The organism is Halobacillus sp. ABR2_026 (assembly GCF_056158545.1).
Genome location: NZ_JBSWTM010000001.1, coordinates 1076569 through 1093238, shown reverse-complemented (window position 1 = coordinate 1093238; position 16670 = coordinate 1076569). Strand labels below are relative to the sequence as shown.

The 16670-nt window shown below is 41.5% G+C and carries 17 protein-coding genes and 1 pseudogene; 8 read left to right on the top strand and 10 right to left on the bottom strand.

Features of this window, described 5'->3' with window-relative positions:
- A complete protein-coding gene (locus ACXADE_RS05575) occupies positions 1–1215 on the bottom strand; it encodes an ABC transporter permease (protein WP_474979499.1) in 1215 nt (404 codons plus the stop codon).
- On the bottom strand, positions 1208–1951 hold the full coding sequence (locus ACXADE_RS05570; RefSeq protein ID WP_474982200.1) for an ABC transporter ATP-binding protein: 744 nt from the start codon (positions 1949–1951) through the stop codon (positions 1208–1210). Before ACXADE_RS05570 ends, ACXADE_RS05575 begins: the two co-directional genes overlap by 8 nt.
- Positions 1952–2089: 138 nt before the next feature.
- Between ACXADE_RS05570 and ACXADE_RS05565 the strand changes: the two genes are divergently transcribed.
- From ACXADE_RS05565 to ACXADE_RS05555, 3 genes are all read left to right on the top strand, one after another.
- A complete protein-coding gene (locus ACXADE_RS05565) occupies positions 2090–2518 on the top strand; it encodes an HIT family protein (RefSeq protein ID WP_474979498.1) in 429 nt (142 codons plus the stop codon).
- Positions 2519–2639: 121 nt separating this feature from the next.
- Complete coding sequence (locus tag ACXADE_RS05560) at positions 2640–3173, top strand: tryptophan transporter (protein ID WP_474979497.1); 534 nt, start codon at positions 2640–2642, stop codon at positions 3171–3173.
- A 176-nt stretch (positions 3174–3349) separates the two neighbouring features.
- The gene (locus tag ACXADE_RS05555) at positions 3350–3757 is read left to right on the top strand and encodes a YtxH domain-containing protein (protein ID WP_474979496.1); all 408 of its coding nucleotides are present in this window, start codon (positions 3350–3352) and stop codon (positions 3755–3757) included.
- A 122-nt stretch (positions 3758–3879) separates the two neighbouring features.
- On the opposite strand, the gene ACXADE_RS05550 is transcribed toward ACXADE_RS05555, so the two are convergent.
- The 3 genes and pseudogenes from ACXADE_RS05550 to proV form a co-directional block, all read right to left on the bottom strand.
- A complete protein-coding gene (locus tag ACXADE_RS05550; RefSeq protein ID WP_474979495.1) occupies positions 3880–4815 on the bottom strand; it encodes a glycine betaine ABC transporter substrate-binding protein in 936 nt (311 codons plus the stop codon).
- A gap of 63 nt (positions 4816–4878) precedes the next feature.
- The gene (locus tag ACXADE_RS05545) at positions 4879–5727 is read right to left on the bottom strand and encodes an ABC transporter permease (protein ID WP_474979494.1); all 849 of its coding nucleotides are present in this window, start codon (positions 5725–5727) and stop codon (positions 4879–4881) included.
- Positions 5711–6914, bottom strand: a pseudogene (proV, locus tag ACXADE_RS05540) (glycine betaine/L-proline ABC transporter ATP-binding protein ProV). The gene ACXADE_RS05545 and the pseudogene proV overlap by 17 nt, the downstream one beginning before the upstream one ends.
- Positions 6915–7201: 287 nt before the next feature.
- Between proV and ACXADE_RS05535 the strand changes: the two are divergent.
- Both ACXADE_RS05535 and ACXADE_RS05530 read left to right on the top strand, forming a co-directional pair.
- Positions 7202–7723: a GbsR/MarR family transcriptional regulator gene (locus ACXADE_RS05535; protein WP_474979493.1), complete on the top strand. Its 522-nt coding sequence runs from the start codon at positions 7202–7204 to the stop codon at positions 7721–7723.
- Between the two features lie 182 nt (positions 7724–7905).
- Positions 7906–8478: an HTH-type transcriptional regulator Hpr gene (locus tag ACXADE_RS05530; RefSeq protein ID WP_474979492.1), complete on the top strand. Its 573-nt coding sequence runs from the start codon at positions 7906–7908 to the stop codon at positions 8476–8478.
- A gap of 49 nt (positions 8479–8527) precedes the next feature.
- Here ACXADE_RS05530 and ACXADE_RS05525 read toward each other — a convergent pair whose 3' ends face one another.
- On the bottom strand, positions 8528–8860 hold the full coding sequence (locus ACXADE_RS05525) for a DUF1878 family protein (RefSeq protein ID WP_474979491.1): 333 nt from the start codon (positions 8858–8860) through the stop codon (positions 8528–8530).
- Positions 8861–9087: 227 nt separating this feature from the next.
- Between ACXADE_RS05525 and ACXADE_RS05520 the strand changes: the two genes are divergently transcribed.
- The 3 genes from ACXADE_RS05520 to ACXADE_RS05510 all read left to right on the top strand — a co-directional run bounded on the left by ACXADE_RS05520 (position 9088) and on the right by ACXADE_RS05510 (position 11062).
- A complete protein-coding gene (locus ACXADE_RS05520; protein ID WP_474979490.1) occupies positions 9088–9639 on the top strand; it encodes a DUF3267 domain-containing protein in 552 nt (183 codons plus the stop codon).
- A gap of 150 nt (positions 9640–9789) precedes the next feature.
- Positions 9790–9972 carry a hypothetical protein gene (locus ACXADE_RS05515; protein WP_474979489.1) on the top strand — a complete coding sequence of 61 codons (183 nt, stop codon included), beginning with the start codon at positions 9790–9792 and terminating at the stop codon, positions 9970–9972.
- A 163-nt stretch (positions 9973–10135) separates the two neighbouring features.
- The gene (locus ACXADE_RS05510; RefSeq protein ID WP_474979488.1) at positions 10136–11062 is read left to right on the top strand and encodes a peptidylprolyl isomerase; all 927 of its coding nucleotides are present in this window, start codon (positions 10136–10138) and stop codon (positions 11060–11062) included.
- Positions 11063–11098: 36 nt separating this feature from the next.
- Here the strand turns inward: ACXADE_RS05510 and ACXADE_RS05505 are convergent, their stop codons facing one another.
- From ACXADE_RS05505 to ACXADE_RS05490, 4 genes are all read right to left on the bottom strand, one after another.
- The gene (locus ACXADE_RS05505; RefSeq protein ID WP_474979487.1) at positions 11099–11296 is read right to left on the bottom strand and encodes a sporulation YhaL family protein; all 198 of its coding nucleotides are present in this window, start codon (positions 11294–11296) and stop codon (positions 11099–11101) included.
- 519 nt (positions 11297–11815) lie between these two features.
- Positions 11816–12376: a GbsR/MarR family transcriptional regulator gene (locus tag ACXADE_RS05500; protein ID WP_474979486.1), complete on the bottom strand. Its 561-nt coding sequence runs from the start codon at positions 12374–12376 to the stop codon at positions 11816–11818.
- Between the two features lie 84 nt (positions 12377–12460).
- On the bottom strand, positions 12461–15343 hold the full coding sequence (locus tag ACXADE_RS05495; protein WP_474979485.1) for an ATP-binding protein: 2883 nt from the start codon (positions 15341–15343) through the stop codon (positions 12461–12463).
- Complete coding sequence (locus ACXADE_RS05490; RefSeq protein ID WP_474979484.1) at positions 15340–16590, bottom strand: metallophosphoesterase family protein; 1251 nt, start codon at positions 16588–16590, stop codon at positions 15340–15342. The genes ACXADE_RS05495 and ACXADE_RS05490 overlap by 4 nt, the downstream gene beginning before the upstream one ends.
- Between the last annotated feature and the right edge of the window lie 80 nt (positions 16591–16670).

The following is a 16670-nucleotide window of genomic DNA, read 5'->3' as shown; positions in this document are numbered from 1 at the left end:
TCAAATTAATTTCTTTTGTACATAAGTTGCAATAAACAGATAGCTGAAAACACTCCCGGCTATCCATACGATGGCAAGCCCGGCAAAGTTCCATTGAATGAGAAAAAGGAGCCCGAAAATAAAGGTCTGCACAATCATCAATTGCCTTAACCATTGGAGAACCGCCTTCCTTTTCCAATCTTTTCCGACTGGATAAAGATCCATCCAAGCAATGGTGCGATGATGATTCCACAAAGTCATCATCTGAAAAGCGCTTAAGTAAAGAAACAGAATGGCAAAAGCCACCTTCACCCACAAATTGGAGACTACCCAAATGGCTAAGCCTCCGATGATGATCAGCCTCAGGTACATACCAAGATAATCACTACTACGGATGAATGTGATTTTAAATAAATAAGCGTACGTCTGCTCCTGACGATAAGGGATTCGGTCAACAATCAACCTGACAAGGGCGTGACGCTTCCGTACAGTATTTTTCAAATGCGGGACATCTATAAACATATTGGCGATCCTGTAAAAGGTCCTCATTCGCTGTTGATCTTTTTCGACAAGCAAATCCCATGCGAGTCCGGCTTTTTGTCTGGAAAGGGAGTACGTGTAAAGAACTAGACCTGCAAGGAACACCGTGACGATACTGGCATATATCCACGCGCCTACAGCGAGGAAATAAAAAATAGTGAGATTCAATACCGCTTTGATGATCTGGTCCATAAGCCGGGTTCTTGGGTTTCTTTCTTTCAGCATCCACCAGTTGGACATCAAGTTCCAGCTTTTAATAACTAGAACTACACCGATCATCATTAAGTAATGCCGGGTGCCAAGTTCTGGATACGAAGCAAAATACAAAGGACCAAGGGCTGCAGATATTAGAAAAATGACATATAGCTGAACAACGTAACTGTAATATAAACAGCGACGGAAATAATCACCCAATTGATACTCACCCGGAAGAAGAAAAACTAAATCCGGCTCTTTAAGGAGGGTTCGAACAGGACTGTATCCCGCCATAAATCCAAAAGCAAGCGCTATGATCCATACGGTAGGAAAATCTTCCGGTAAGTCCTGCAGCCATTGACGGTAGGTATAAGCGAGCGCTGAGATAAAGAACAACAGGGCAACACCAATGTGTTCATTAAAAATATACTTCAAGTACCGGCTCGTTTCTTTCATATGTTCAGTAAAACGTTTTTTCCATAACTCCCTGGCATTAATCATGTTGCTCTTCCTTTGTCAGCTGAACGTATATATCATCAAGGGAGGCTCCCGGCTGACCAAATGAGGTGCGCAACTCCTCAAGTGTCCCTTTCGCTCTAATTTCTCCATCATGAAGGATGATAAAACGATCGCAGTACCTCTCTGCAGTAGCGAGGATATGGGTGGACATAAGGATCCCCGCTCCTTTTTCTTTCATGTCCTCCATCAACTGCAGGTAGGATTGTATGCCGAGAGGGTCCAAGCCTACAAAAGGTTCATCTACGATATAGAGATCCGGTTCAATTAAGAAAGCACACATAATCATAACCTTTTGGCGCATTCCTTTAGAGAAATGCACAGGGAACCAGTTAAGCTTCTTCTCCATGCGAAACTCCTTGAGTAGTGGCTGCAGCCTCTTTTTCAATACATCTTCGGGTACATTGTAGGCCATAGCAGTTAAGTGCAAATGTTCATATAACGTGAGCTCGTCATATAATATAGGCATTTCAGGGATATACCCAAGCTGCTGTCTATACTTTTCCGGATTCTCTTCAAACGAGGTTCCATTAATTTCGACTTTCCCTTTTTTGGCCTGCATCATTCCGATCACGTGTTTAATTGTGGTACTTTTCCCTGCTCCATTCAGCCCAATAAGGCCGACGATTTCGTTCGGTTGAACGTCAAACGATATTCCATGCAGCACATTTTTATGAGTGTAGCCTCCGTGGAGGTCTTGGATATGTAATAAAGGTTCCATCGTATCCCTCGCTTCATTGATTTCCTGCCCAAATTTTATCATACTTTCTTATCCGATACACTATTCACTGACCGTCTCCATCGAGTTTGAGCACCCGTATATGGTACAATGCTATCAAACAGAAAGGAGTGTTCACATATGGCAGAAGAATGCATATTTTGTAAAATTATCGATGGGGAAATCCCTTCAGCAAAAGTGTATGAAGATGATGTGGTATACGCATTTCTTGATATCAGTCAAGTTACGAAGGGACATACCCTCGTTATTCCAAAGCAGCATTGCCAGGATATTTATCATACTCATCCAGACACAGCAGAGAAGCTCTTCGCAAGGGTGCCGAAAATCGCCAACGCGATCAAACAAACTTATGCCCCTATTGGATTAAATGTCTTGAATAATAATGAAGAACCGGCTGGTCAATCTGTTTTTCACCTACATATCCACCTTATCCCAAGGTACGGTGAAGGTGACGGCTTTGGTGCCAAGTGGGAAGTCCACTCGGACGATTATTCTCCTGAAGAGTTACAATCCATTGCAGGTGGAATCAACCAGCATATCCCTGGGTAAATCGATTGATTTCCCTTGGGATTTACTGCTATAATACTACCATGCATTCGCAAACGGTCACGAGGACACGTCTGGGATGTAAATTCAGATGAGACTAGAATAGTTGAGGAGAGATGTTCAAATGAATATTCGTGTGTTAGTCATGTTATCTTTATTAGTTGGTATTGGTGCCGTTCTTCATGCCGTCGCGCCCCCTTTCTTTTTTGGAATGCGCCCGGACATGATGCTTGCTATGATGTTTCTCGGAATCCTTTTGTTTCCTAAGCCATCATACGTCCTGCTTTTATCCCTTGCTACAGGCTTCATTTCAGCAATGACCACCACGGTGCCCGGTGGACAACTAGCTAATATCATCGATAAGCCTGTGACAGCTTTTGCCTTTTTCGGGCTTGTCCTATTGACTAAGAAAATATCACATCAAAAATTCGTACAACCTGCTTTGGCAGCGATTGGGACTATGATCAGCGGATCTATCTTTTTAAGTGTCGTCCTTTATATTATCGGACTTATGGAAGCAAGTTTCGGCCTGATGTTCGCTACGGTCGTTCTACCGGCAGCAGCTTTCAATGTGTTGTTTGTAGCTGTTATGTATCCTATTGCTCAGAAAGTCCTGAGGCGCTCAGATCTTACCAAAGCAGCTCAACCGGCATCCTGAAGATAGGATGCTATATAACGAATGAACCTTGACTTACACCAAAGGCACTACATCGAATGTAGTGCCTTTGGTTTACCTTTACGATTATATAGAAATTTTTTATGTTTTTAAGGTTTCAATCATACATATTAAGAGAAAATATAAAATAGAGAGTGATTTGAAAGGAGACTGACGTTATGCCGAATGGAAAATCCTTAGCGCTCGGATTCTTAGTTGGAGGAGTCGCAGGAGCTGCCTATACGTTACTGAACACACCTTCTTCCGGACGTGATTTCCGAGAAAATGCCAAGCTGAAAAGTGAGAACTTAAAAAATACGGTCCTCAGCTTAAAAGAGGAAGGTCTGCAGCTTAAAGATCAAATTACCCAGACCTCTAAAGAAGGGGCCGAACTGATCAAAGAGCTTTCCGAGGATGTTAAAACTTCCATTGAAAGCTGGAAGCGCACCGTTGAGCCCCATCAAAAAAACATTCAAAAATATTTAGAACAAATTGAAGCCAGTTTGAAAGACCTTGAAGAAAAAGCCAAGGCTGAACAATCCGACCATACGACCCAGCCAAGCCACGAAGTTATTAACCACCAATAATTATCAATCCCGCCTCGCGCGGGATTTTTTCAGGTTGTCCTTCCTTATCTATATTCCGTTAACCGCCCAACTATACAAAAAACGTGCAGAGGATTAATCCTCTGCACGTTTTTTAATGCTGTTTATTCAGCTGCTTCCAAATCTTCAATGGAGTCAACATCCATATACTCAGGAACGACAAGCCCAATTTTTGCACCTTCAAGGTTTGCACCTAGGTCTTCTAAGCTGTCTTTGTTTTGTTCATACTGATCTCCATGAGTCCCTGGCAACCATGCGGCTACCATGCCGTCTGCTTCCCCCGCAGCTACGGACTCCCACATAGGTCCGTTATCAAGTGGCGTTATGGTCACATCAAAGCCTTTTTCTTTCATAACTTCCGCTACAACGTTTGTAGAAGCAATTTCAGAATCCCAGTTCACAAGAACCAGCTCTACTTCTGTTCCATCTACATCTTCTGCCCCTTCAGTCCAAGCTTCTACTTTATCCTGGTTGTTTGAAACCCAGTTTTTAGCAGCTTCTTCTGGGCTTGCGCCGTCAGAAATCTCAAGCATAACCTCTTCCATATCCGCTGCTTCCCAGCTGAATTGGTCCAGGATCTTATATGCATTTGGTTTATCTTCTTTAAGACCTTGGCGGGCCATAGTCTTGATTTGTTCTTCTCCTCCGAATACCTCTTTAGGATCCTCTAGGTATTTCAAGTCATATTTAGCGAATTTCCAGTGGGGTGTCCAGCCTGTAACGACAATAGGTTCTTCATCCTGAATAGCTTCACCCAAAGCTGTAGCCATCGCACCGGAAGAAGAAGTTGAAACTTCCCAACCGCTGAGGTTTTCGTATTCTTTCACCGCATCTTCGGCAGAACTGACAACTCCAGCCCCTGCTTCGATCCCGGTGATTTCATAGTCCATCTCTTCTCCGTAATTCATTTCAGAAGCAGAATCATTGCTGGATGAATCTCCATTTGATTCCGTTCCTTCATCATCCGAAGAGCCGCAACCTGCAGCTACAAGAGTCAGTGATAGTCCGGCCACCATGCCGAAACGTTTCCAATTAAACATGTAAATCTCTCCCCTAAAAAGATTTTTTTTATAGAAAAAAGGATGAACCTTTTTCTAGAAGTTTTATTGTTCCCCTCTTTGGGTATTCAAGTTTTGCGTAAAGCGATCAATAATGATGGCAAGGATTACAATGCCTAGACCTGCTACGAAGCCAGTACCGACTTCTGCTCTTTGAAGACCTGTAATAACCGTTTGCCCCAATCCCTTAGCTCCAATCATGGAAGCGATGACGACCATGGATAGTGCCAGCATGACGGTTTGGTTAATTCCTGCCATGATTGTCTTTTTAGCCATCGGCAACTGCACTTTAAATAACTTTTGTGTACCCGTTGTACCGAAAGAATCGGAGGCTTCAATCAATTCATGTGACACTTGACGGATCCCCAGATTCGTGAAACGGACCGTTGGTGGGGTTGCGAAAATAACGGATGCGAAAACCCCCGGAACCATTCCGATACTGAAGAAAGCTACAGCCGGAATCAAATACACAAAGGCTGGCATCGTCTGCATGAAGTCAAGGATCGGGGTAAGGATTTTTTCAGCCACTTTACTTTTCGCCATCCAAATCCCGAAAGGAACTCCGATAATCACAGAAATAAGACTCGCAAAAATGACGAGGGTAAATGTGTTCATCAATTCTTCCCACAGCTCCTGGTTTGCAATAAACCACAAACCGATGACAGAGAATGCCGTTAAACCGAACTTCTTGCCCGAGGCGAAGAACGCTAATACACCTATTACAATGATGAACAACCAGATAGGAATACCCATCAACCAGTCTTCAGCTACAATTTCTATAAAGTCGCCAAAATCATTTTTAATAAAATCAAACAAGAATTCAAAAGTGTCTGTCGTCCACTCTGTGGCTGCATCAATCTTTTCAGCTACAGGCAGTTTAGGAATCAAACCCATTTAAATTCACCTCACTTCCAGCTAGTGCCGCCAGGACGGCCCCTCTCACAATTACCCCTTTCAACTTATCATCTTCAATGACAGCTACAGGGACAGGAGAATTGTGAATAATATCAAAAATTTCCTGCATAGGCGTCTGAGGATCAACCTTTGGTACATCCGTACGAAGAATCCCTTTAAGGTTGTCTACCTCCTGCTTCACAGCTTCTGAAACATCATCAGCCGTTACATAACCATGAAGGTTTCTCTTTGCATCTGTTACATAAATGCTTGAAAGTCCCTCTTTCCGCATACGTTCAAGAGCCGTGCGCGGACCATGCTTTTGAATATCAACGGTTTCAGGTCGTTTCATGATATTTTCAGCCGTCAACACTTTGGAACGATCTACATCTTCAACGAATTTCTCCACGTAGTCGTTCGCAGGATTCACTAATATTTCTTCAGGTGTTCCAATCTGTACGATCCGACCATCTTTCATTAGAGCAATACGGTCACCAATTCTCAGAGCCTCATCAAGGTCGTGGGTAATGAATAGAATGGTCTTCTTCATGGACTCCTGCAGTTCCAAGAGTTCGTCCTGCATTTCTTTACGTATCAATGGATCCAAAGCAGAAAATGCTTCATCCATTAAGAGGACTTCCGGGTCGTTGGCCAGAGCCCTCGCCAAACCAACACGCTGCTGCATTCCCTCCAGATAACTGGCCCGGGAATTGGTGAATATATCCTCCAAGCCCGACCATCTCCAAAGAACTCTTGGCCTTCTCATGACGTTCGTTCTTATCGATGCCTTGTACTTCTAAACCAAATTCTGCATTTTCAAGCACCGTACGATGCGGAAACAGACCGAAACGTTGGAATACCATGCTCAATTTTTGACGGCGGACTTCCCGAAGATTTTTACTGTCCATTTTGGCTAAGTCCTGACCATCAATCAAGACACTGCCTTCTGTAGGTTCAATCAACCGGTTGATTAACCGGACAAGTGTAGATTTACCACTTCCTGATAACCCCATGATGACAAAGATTTCTCCTTCTTCTACATCAAAGGACGCACGGTTTACTCCCACAGTGTTTCCTGTTTTTTCGAGGATTTCATCTTTCGTTAAACCCTCATCTAAGTATTTGGTTGCCTTTTTGGCATTTTTACCGAATATTTTCGAGAGATTTTCTACTTGAATGATCGGCACGTCTTTCACCTCTTCTGTTTTTGTTTATTATGGTACGATTTATCTTTTTTATTTCCGTACGCAATCAAGCACCTTACATAATGTAACCTATTTGTAATAGAAAGTTCAAACGATAAATACATTAAATCAAGAACAAAAATTATGTACAGTTGAAACTGTACAAAGTTTAAAGGGTGATATACTCCTTATTTCTTTTAAATACTCCATATTTAAGCCCTTTCAGACATTTTTATAAAAATTCCAATTATAGTAACCTTATACATAGATTTTTTACGAAGGAGGATCCTATGGTAGTAAAAGACCACCATTTCCTTGAAGACATGCATACAAAAGTCACACATGAGTTCTCTAAAACATTGGAAATGTTTGGACTTACCCCGGCTGATGCCCGGTTATTTGTTACTCTTTATTTAAACCAGGGACCTATGACGTTGGATGAAATGAGTGAGGCTCTAGGAAAGAGTAAAACGTCGATGAGTACAGGGATACGGGGACTGTCCGACCAGGGTCTTGTCGAACGAGTTTGGAAAAAGGGGGTTCGCAAAGACCTCTATCAAGCCAATGAAAACTTATATCGAAACTTCATGTCTTCTTATATTAAAAAATGGCAGACAGCTGCGAACGGGCAAAAGGATACATTAGAGAGAATCGAACAGAATTTAGAATCAAGTATCCAGTCCTATGAAACTGAAGAAGAAATGAAACAGGCTGACCAGCTCTACCGAAATATTGAGAATATGATCAGTTTCCATGAATGGATTGCGGAAGCATTTAAAGAATTAAACCCTATGGCCCCTCCTGCAGAATAGCCCCTCCCCGTTACATGCAGAGTTGTTTTTTCAACAGTTCTGCATGTAAATTATTTTTTCAGCACATTATATCTTGATAATTTACTAAAATTTTATATGATTATAAGTGGGATAACTTATAGAAACTAATAGCCTTTGAGGATAGAATGGTTTAAAAAAAATACCTTAAGAGGGTGAGGTAAATGAAGGACAAAATCTCAAAAAGAGAAGCTATCTTCTACAGCCACAAAATGGCTCAACTTTCTAAAGCGCTTTGGAAAGCCATTGAGAAAGACTGGCAGGAATGGATCAAGCCTTTCAAGTTGAATATCAATGAACACCACATTTTATGGATTGCTTATCATTTAAAAGGAGCAAGCATTTCAGAAATATCTAAATATGGTGTCATGCACGTATCCACCGCCTTCAACTTTTCTAAAAAAATGGAAGAACGTGGCCTTCTTCAGTTTTCTAAGCGGGAAAACGATAAGAGAAACACGTATGTAGAATTGACAGAAGCTGGCGTTGAACTCCTGGAAGCGACATTGAATGAATATAACCCAGAGGATAATTCTGTATTGAGGGGCGTTATGCCGATGACAGAAATGTACGGAAAACTCCCGGAGTTTCTGGATTTGTCTGCTTTGATTAAGGAGATTTACGGGGACGAATATATAGAAATCCTTGAGCGTTCCTTAGAAAGCATCGAAGAAGATGCGATCGTACAACAACCGACGGATATCGAGGATTACAAGAAAAAATCCAAGTCTTCATAAACAAATACCATCAAAATAGCACCCTTTCCAGTAGATACTGGAAAGGGTGCTATTTATTATGAAGACATATGAGCTTCTTCACTAATTTAGGAAACAGCCCTTCTTTCTCAAGAGCATCCAGCGTCTCTGCAATCGGTAATTTATGACAGAGCATTCCCGCAAAATGTATCATGAGACTGGAATAGTCCAGCAAACCATTTTCTACGTCCTCATCATAACGATTCTGTAACAGCTCCAACAGCCTGAGTGTTTCCATATATTCTTTTTCTGTTAAACTTTTCTCGATGACCAGTTTCGTAAATGGGTATTTCCTCATTTCTTCGACATCAAGTAACAAATTCAAATGGAATGCAAAGGTGTCGCATCGATTTTCATTCTCCAACATACTCCCTCCACGACCTGCTGCCACCCTTGGCACATCAAGGTTTAAAAGGTCTTAAATCGACCGAATAAAAAGCAAGTTTTTTTTTTACAAAAAACCTATTGCTTTTTCTCTCCAAACATACTATTATTCGTCTTGTGCCAATCAAAAGAGACATAAAACGTACTACTATCATATCGATATTCATAATAAATTCACAGTATTTTTTGTTGTAAGGGGGGATTCTTATGATGAACTGCTGGAAATCAGTAAACATCAATAAAGAATTCGGTCTAAACCGTGTATATCTGATGTCATTTCTAACAGGTCTACTTTCATTCTTAATTCTATATCTGCCGTACTCCATGATTCATGGTACACACGAAATGAATGATCACGGCTTTCTGCCTTTAGTTGTCATTCTGTTTTTCTTACCGGCTATGCATCGTCTTATGCACATGCTTCCCTTAATGCTAAGCTATAAACGGCTGCGTGTGAAGTTTAGGTTCAGGAAACGATTTGTACCAACTTTCACCTATCAGTGCAAAACAAGATTATCAAAGAAAACCTCAATCATGATGGCCCTGGCACCTACGTTTTTGATTACGGTTCCTGCACTCATCATGGGATATGTTTTCCCTCATTATTTTGCTTATCTTGTACTCTTTGCATCTGTAAATATTGGTTTATCCTTTTCTGATTATCTTTATTTAAATTATTTCGCAAAAGCACCGAAAAAATGCTTGATTGAAAATGCGAAAGAAGGCTACGATATTTTAATTCATCAACCAAAAGCATAAAAGAGCAGCGTCCTTACCTGGGAACGTTGCTTTTTTCATTTTCTGTAGGAAAGTTTTTTAGGTTCACCAGGAAATCGGACCTGTTTTTTTCTGTTCAATCCATCCAAACTTTGATAGAGTAGTTTCATAGGGAATAAAGGAGGTACCGACATGTCATTTGGATTCAGCTTGTACGCGCTCGTCATTTTATTCGTGTTTAACTCACTCACACATTCCTTATGCACAAAAACGAAGATGTCGAACGAAAAACAAACACGTGTGTTCCGCACAATAAACGTATTGATAACTATATTACTGATCTCTTCTTATGTGGAAGTGCTAAATACACTTTAAAACAGGCCGGAAGCGGCCTGTTTTTTCTATGTCTTTCTCTAATTGTTATATTTTCACAACACAGTATAGAACATTGACTATGGAATATGTTATATTTACTCATAGGCTGTGAGCAATTCTCTACGTCACGAAATTCACAATAAGGTTTAGGAGTGTCAGGATTATGAAAAAAATAGTCATTACAGCTGCATTGGCAGCGAGCGTGTTCACCTTGTCCGCTTGTTCATCCAACGCAGATGAATCAGAAACTGTTGTAGAAACGAGCGGTGGGGAAGTAACGAAAGAAGAATTTTATGAAGAGTTGAAGTCTCAATATGGAGAGCAGGTCCTACAAACTTTAGTGATGCAGGAAGTGCTTGCTAACAATTATGAGGTTTCCGATGACGAAGTTAACAAAGAACTAGAAACAATCAAAGAACAATACGGTGATAATTTCGAAAACATTCTTCAACAGAACGGGTTCGAAGATGAAGAGGCTTTCAAGGAAACTGTCCGTATGAGTTTATTACAGGAAAAAGCAGCTTCTGAAGGAATTGAAATTTCAGAAGAAGAAATGAAAAACTATTATGATCGTATGAAGACAGAAGTTCAAGCAAGTCACATTCTCGTTTCTGATGAAGAAACAGCGAATGAAGTCAAAGAAAAGATCGATAATGGAGAAGATTTCGCTGAACTTGCAGCTGAATATTCTTCCGATGGTTCTGCACAACAAGGCGGGAAGCTTGGTTGGTTCGGACCAGGAGAAATGGTTGCAGAATTCGAAAATAAAGCTTATGAATTAGAGCCTGGTTCTGTTAGTGAACCTGTACAATCTCAATTTGGCTACCATATCATCAAAGTTACCGATAAGCGTGAAAAAGAAGATATCGAACCATACGAAGATAAAAAAGCTGAAATTAAACGTACTTTAACCAGCCAGAAAGTTGATCAGGCTGAGCTTCAGAAGAAAATGGATGAGCTGATGCAGAACTCTGAAATTGACGTGAAGCTGGAAGAATTCGAAGGACTCTTTGATAAAGAAGAGGCTCCTGCAGGTGAAGGAACAGACACAGAGGAAAACAGCTCTGACGATGAAACTTCTGAAGAATAATCATGAGAAAAGCCAGGTGAGTAATTCACCTGGCTTTTATTCTGACATCATTGCATCCCTTTTTCCCCTGCGCTCTTTCTCTTGTTCCATTCGTTTCAAATACACCTGACCTTCTCTCTCAATATACTCCTGCTCAAGGCTGTGCTCCGCTCTCATGGCGCGGACGGCCATATACCCGCTTATGAATATAAAAACAATGCACAGAAAGACCCAAATCGGAAGACCGAATAACATAAATCCATCCTCCCTACTCCTTTTGTCACTAGTCTATGAGAGACAACAAGGGAATATGATACAAGCTTTCACTATCTATTTTTGAAAAGGCTGAGTTACAGTTTGTTGCTGATATTTATGATTGGAAGCGGAACCTTCAATATTCGGGCGTGATCGTTGAAGAGATATTTAGATTTGTTTATAAGGCGGAGGGCTTTCGAGAAGCTGTTGGAAAAAGCGGGCTGAACTTAATCAAACTTCCTCTCTCTTTTTTGTGCTTCCTCTGAATTTTCCACTGTAGTTCTTGCATTCCCCTTCTCCCTTTACTATAAATCCTACTGAAAACCACTTCTGAACAATCAGAACCCCATTTAGATGAGGAACAACACTCCCCCAAAGGAATAAAGGGAATTTTAAGACACTTATGGCACCAAGAACACATAAGATCATTTCGAAAAGGAGACTATTTACAAACACTAAGCTTTAACAAAGCCTAAAAAAAAAACGATGTGTACGCCATATAGCGCTACACATCGTTTTTCATTTCTTATCTTTTTGATCAATTTTCGGTACATATTGAAAAATCTCACCGGATTCCACGACATGAATGAATTTCATGAGCCAGCGATAATAATTCTGAGCGTATTCCAGACGATCGATATCCTCGATGATCTTTGTTTGAAGGTCTTCATCTTTCGTGTTTGCCCGAAGATCCTCCAGCTCCTGAATAGCTTCATCCGCTTCCTCTATATTCGTTTCTGTATGGTGCCTCCAACGGCTACCAAACAAAGAAGTGAATGATTTATACCAATCCTCTTCAGATTTGTAAAGATCTTTCCGGACCCCTTTTTTAAAGGAAGGTTCGACCATTTTCATATCTGATAAAGCACGGACGCCTGTCGACATACTCGTCTTACTCATCTCTAAAGCTTCCCGCATGTCATCCAATGTCATGGGTTCCTGTGAAAAGTACAAAACCCCATACAAGCGCCCAATGGATGGTGTGACCCCATATAGACTCATATTTTTGGCAATGACCTGAATGAATTGTTCAATCGTTTCTTCGTATTTGTTCCAATCTGTATTGTTTGTTTCTGCCAATGGAAACCCTCCATTTGCTTATTCCTCAGTAATCTTAAAACATTTTATCATTAATGTCCCTACATTGCGACCTTATTATCGATTTTAAGTCAATTGCAGGAGCTGTGGAGATTGAAACTGTTGAATAAAGTCTTCCCTCCATGTAAAAAGGATGACCTGATGCTTTTGTGAGATTTCCTCTATCAGTTCTGTCATCACATTCAATCGTTTCTGGTCAAAATGGACAAATGCATCATCAACGAGGAATGGCAGGGACAATTCTTCAGCCATTGTTTCTCCGAGTGCCAGCCGGAAAGACACGTAAAGTTGATCTTTCGTTCCTCGGGACAGTTCCACAGGTGAATACATAAATCCTTTCTCATCCTGGACTTTGAGTTGATCATCGTCCGGAGAGATTTTCACATCGATATAATTTCCACCCGTTAACCTCCCAAAATAACCAGCCGCTTTTTTTACAATCTCCGGAAAGTACTTTTCTTTATAGGCAAGTTTTGTCTTTTCAAGTGACTTCCAGGCCATTTGATAAACGGCCCATTCGTTCATCAGCTCTTGAAGCTTTGTTTTCTCCTGGTGAAGCCTGTGAGTAATGCTGGACCTTGCATCCGAATGTTCCAACTGGCGGATGGCGCTCTGATTATCCGCTCTTTGCTGTTGTACTTCTTTCTGCTCCTTTTCAATCATCAGTTTTTCACTTTTCTGACGTTCCTGTTTGGATAACAAGACAGATTCTTCAGGGGCTTCCATCCATACCTGATAATCATCCTGCTCCCTTTTTGAAAGCATCCGCAGGATTTGGTGCTCAAGTTCCTGAACCTGCCGGGTTTGCTCTATTTGAATGTCCGCTTGTTTAGCCTTTGCATAGAATTCTTCTTCATCTTCCGCTCCTGCTTCTTGTAACAATTCTTCCCTTTGTTCAAGATACATAGACAATTGAACAGCATTTTCTTTGATTCTTTTTTCTATGGACTTCAATTGCTCCTCAGCATGGTTCATATTTTGTTTCACCTGATTTTGTTCCTTCACCCAATTGTTCAATTGCTTCCAATGAAAACCAATATTGTCTTCATAGAATTCCCAATTCTTTCTTTCCCAAAACGATTTCACTCTGTTTTTTACCGTATCCATAACAGTCGACAACTTCTCCTGATTTTTGTTTAAGTGGTTTTTCGTCCGTATTCTTTCTTTCATGCTCGTTAAAAGATGGAACAGCTTGGGCCAATGATCGACTTGCAGATTGTTCAGGAAGGGGTAAAGGTTCTGTTGCTCTTCAAGTGCAACGTCCAGTCTCCTCTGCCGTTGAAGGAGGAGTTTATTCTTTTCCTGTAATCTGATTTCCTCTTGATTCAACTGTTTCCATTCTTCACGTAGAAGTGTGTATTCGTTCTTCTTTGCCTCAAATTGCCGGAGCTGTATTCTCGCTTCTTCTATTTCCTCCACCGTCACGGAAGACTCACCTTTTGCTTCTGACGCTTTTGATAGTTGTGTATGGATACGGTAGCTGTATATACCGAATCCAGCAGCGATGACTAAACAGATCAGGAAGAGAACCATCCCTTCTAATAACCCGCCTGCAAGGAGCGCTAAAACAGCCATTGTGCCGCTCATCAGACGACGCTTTTTCAATGGGTGGTTTCCGTTTTCAGATGTGTTAGGTGTCCGGTAAGTCGTTTGTAATTTTTCTTCGAATTCTCTTGCGGCGTCTTCACTGATCAAGCTTTTTTCTATGATCTTCTTCCGCTCTTCCAATTTTTCAAACTCACGATCCACATCCTCTAACTGTTCCTCTATGAGCGACTGCTCCCGGTTAATGTCTTCTTTTCCTTTTTTCAAACCATGCCATGTTTCTTCTATATAAAAAGGGAGAGAATAGTCTTCCAGTTCTTCCACATCTATCGGAATGTCGATATGACTCTTGTCTTCTTCCAGCTGTTCCTCAAGTCTGTGGACCTCCTGCATCAAGCGTTCAAACTCATAATCAGCATGCTCGTATTTAGCTTGCTCTGTATCAATAAGCTCTTTCGCCTCATCTTGTGAGGAATGGTCAAGTTGCCCCTCCCAGACCTGCAAAGAATCGCAGAGCTCTGCTTTATTGGTCTCCAACACTTGCTGTTCTGATTGGAGAGGTAACAACCATTCCTTTACCTGCTGATACCGCTCTACCCCTGATTCAGGAAAACGCAGAGTAGGCTGACATTCAACTTCGGCCTTTTGCAAATGGTAATCGACAAGAACTTCACGCACCTTCATTACTTGTTCTGTAATGTAAAGTTGAGTAACCTTCTCCTCCCATCGCTCATCTAAGTCTGTCAGCCTGTCTCTTAGTTGTTCTTCTCTTTGCTGGAATTGTAAATACTCTCCTTCTTCATCATCCACCATTCTTTTCTGCTGTTCCAATTCTTCCACCGTTTGGAGCTGTTGATTAATCAAGGGCTTCCTGCCATTCGGCTTAAAGCGTTCTTCCATTTGTTTTTGGATCTGTTTCTCTGTCTGGTATATATGGCGGGACCCAGTGAGGCCAATGTTCAAAAGGACTTCTCCGAGAGCCTGCCCGGACAAATTTTTTAATTCCATTAATCCATCTGCATTGAAGCTGTAGGTCGATTCAAATACAGACCGTTCCATCCCGTGCAGCAACCTTTGGAGCCAGGATTCATCTTTCACTTCTCCAGTTTCCAAGTGACAGAAAGCCCTGCCATTTTCATGGGCATCCGTTCTTTCTATCGTCACTTTTCCATACTCCTCCGTGAAAAGGACTATCCTCCCTCCCATACTCCCTCCTGATTTAGGGAAAAATGTCCGTCTTTGTTTCGGAGGAAGTCCAAACAATATGAATAGAATAAACTCATAAATCGTTGATTTCCCTGCTTCATTCTCCCCGATGATCACCTGAGGAGAGGCTTTGGAAAATTCCAATGAGTGATCCTTCCATTTACCAAACCCATACATTGTCAAATGGGTAATCTTCATAACACTTCCTCCCCTCCTGAATCCCTCATTTGATGAAGCAACCATGATTTGGCCTCTTCCAGCCTTTCTTTCCTTTGTTCCGGGCTCATGGCCGGAGCGTGCCGGGAAACTTTCCGATGAGAGAATAGAGGGGACAACCATTCTTCAAGTTCTGTGTCATCCAATTCAGCCATTGTCCTTAAAAGCTCCCCTGAAAAATGTGAGCTGTTAAGCAACTCTTCTTCCTTCACCATTTTCCGCTTTTCAATTTGAATATCCTCAATCCACACCCACTGGTCCGACTCTAAATCTTCCTGATCATTGATGACACGTCCCCACTCCTTAATGACCTCCGCCGATTGACTGCCGATAAGTCCTTCATCGATGACCATATGAATGCTGAGCATTACCGGAGAACCTGAGAAAACAGCTTCTTTTGAACGTTCCAGAACCTTCTCAACTTCATCTATTTGGGTTGTTTCTATGTACTCGACTTCCACGGAGTCATAAACGATGCTTTGCAAAGGGATGAATTGATAATCCCACATCCCCGCATGGTTTTCGACAAGATAACATCCTTTCTCCCCATTCTCCTTACGTGACCTCCCCTGAATATTCCCAGGGTAAAGAATAGGCGGATCTTCAGAAAGTATGGATCGCTTGTGAATATGTCCGAGCGCCCAATAGTCCATCTTCCGACTTCTTAATTCTTCTAAGGAAAACGGTGCATACACATCATGATCCGTATTCGTTTCCAAACTTCCATGGAGCATGCCGATATGGAACACACCCTCCCCCTCTTTTTTAAAGGAGAGGGCTTTCCTGTCCCGTACGACTCTTGATTCATAGCTGAATCCGTAAATATTGGCTAGCTTTTCTCCATTCTTTTGAAAGGAAAAATAATCAACACGTTCACTTTCAAAAATATGTACGTTTTCCGGCATGGCAATCGGCAGTTTCGTTCCTTCTAAATAATCATGATTTCCATAACTCACATACACATGGATGTTTTTTTGCTGCAAACGTTTAAATCCATCTCGCAGATGAACTTGTGCTTTTATACTGCGGATTTCTTCATTATATAAATCACCTGTGATTAAAAGAAAATCGACGTGATGATCGATACACGCATCAATCAAACGATCAAAAGCTTCAAAAGTACTTTGCTGCAACCTTTCCAAGAGGCGCTCCGGGAGATATCCTTTAGTTTTGAAAAGACTATCAATATGTAAGTCTGCGCTGTGGATGAAACGAATAGACGCCCCCATCAACTCAGCCTCCTTCATGCGTTATTTCTTTCATTTTAACAGAGCCAAAAACCGAATGCACGTTCTCCCATTCCTTAAGA